The organism is Cellulomonas sp., assembly GCF_017744555.1.
In the GTDB taxonomy this organism is placed as follows: Bacteria; Actinomycetota; Actinomycetes; order Actinomycetales; family Cellulomonadaceae; genus Cellulomonas.
Genome location: NZ_JAGIBD010000097.1, coordinates 1 through 1685, shown reverse-complemented (window position 1 = coordinate 1685; position 1685 = coordinate 1). Strand labels below are relative to the sequence as shown.

Here is a 1685-nt window from a genome sequence, read left to right as displayed (position 1 = left end):
GCGCCAGCAGGTTGGTCTGCGCGGCGATCCCGGTGATGAGCTTGACGACGTTGCCGATCTCCTGGCTCGACTCGCCCAACCGGCTGACCTGCTCGTTCGTCGTCTTCGCGACGTCCGTCGCCTGCCCCGCGACGCGCGCGGCCTCCGACGCGTTCTGCGCGATCTCCCGGATCGACGCGCCCATCTCTTCGGTCCCCGCCGCGACGGCCTGCACGTTGCGCGACACCTGCTCGGCGGCCGCCGCCACCGACCCGGCGCGCTGCTCGGTCTCGCGCGACGCCGACGCGACCTGCGTCGACGACGCCGAGAGCTGCTGCGTCGCCGCCGCGACGGTCTGCGCACCCTCGACCACGCCGGCGAGCGTCTCGCGCAGCGACCGCTGCGCCTCGGTCAGCGCCGCCGTCATGCGCCCGATCTCGTCCCGTTCGCGGACCGTCGCCTCGACCGTGAGGTCGCCCGCAGCCATCGCGACCACCGCGTCCTGCACGCCGCGCACCGAGCGCAGGATGCGGCGTACGGTCACGACCGCGACGCCCGCGGCCAGCACCAGGGCCACGACGACCACGACCCACAGCACCACGACCGACGTCCGCACCATGCGCGCCGTCGCGGCGGTCGAGTCGCCCGCGAGCGCGTTGAGCTCCTCGACGACCGCCGCGATCTCGGTGTCGGCGTCCGTGCCGCGCACCACGAGGTCGTCGTTGAGGAACACCGGGGCGCGCGGGTCGTCCATCGCGACCATCTCGTGGTACCGGTCGGTGAGGTCGAGGTACGGCTGGATCGCGAGCTCGAGGCGCTCCCCGCGGTCGGGGTCCGAGGCGGTCAGCTCGTCCGTGAGCGCGCCGACCGCGTCACGCGACTCCGCGATCGCGTCGAGCGTCGCCGGGCGCTCGCCGTCGGCCACCGTCATGAGCCGCACGTTGCCGAGGCGTACGGCCGTGAACGCGCGCTGCAGGTCGGACACGCCGCGCAGCGGGCCGATCGCCTCCTGCTCGAGCCGCGTCTGGGCGCCCGCGAGCGCCTGCATCCGCAGGGTCGCGACGCCCGCGACCGCGACGACGACGAGCGCGAGCAGCGCGAGGCAGGCGCCGATCTTCACGCCCAGCGACCGGTCGACGAACCAGCGCCACGGCGTCGTCGTCACCCTGGCCCGTGGGACACCGGCCATGAGAACCCTCCTTGGTCTTGCGCACGACCGTCCTTGGTCGCCGACACGCTGCCCTCAGCATCGGGTGTGATCGATACACCTTGAGGGACCGGGTGAAGGTGCACCCGTGTGCCGCGCGGCCCGATGAGTCCGCACGGCCCGCCGGGTCGGCACCCGCACCGGCACGCACCCTCGGGAGGACCGACCATGACCGCACGTCTCAGCCCGTACCTCGGCTTCCGCGACGAGGCCCGCGCGGCGATGGACTTCTACGCCGACGTCTTCGGCGGCGCCGCCACGTCCAGCACGTTCGACGAGTTCGGCATGGCGTCCGACCCGGCCGACGCGGGCAAGATCATGCACTCGCAGCTCGAGCTGCCCGGCGGCGGGACGCTCATGGCGTCCGACACGCCCGCGTCGATGCCGGCCCCCGAGCGGCCCGGCGCGGTCGCGCTGTTCGGCGACGCGGCGGACGCCGAGGCGCTGCGCGCGGCGTTCGCACGGCTCGCGGACGGCGGCACCGACGTCATGCCGATGG

At 74.1% G+C, this 1685-nt stretch carries 2 protein-coding genes; one reads left to right on the top strand and one right to left on the bottom strand.

The window, feature by feature from the left end:
- Positions 1–1168, bottom strand: a 1168-nt coding sequence (locus J7523_RS20310) for a methyl-accepting chemotaxis protein (protein ID WP_291890598.1), incomplete at its 3' end; no start/stop codon positions are given.
- A gap of 186 nt (positions 1169–1354) precedes the next feature.
- On the opposite strand from J7523_RS20310, the gene J7523_RS20305 reads away from it, so the two are divergent.
- On the top strand, positions 1355–1685 hold a 331-nt coding region (locus J7523_RS20305; RefSeq protein WP_291890597.1), incomplete at its 3' end, for a VOC family protein.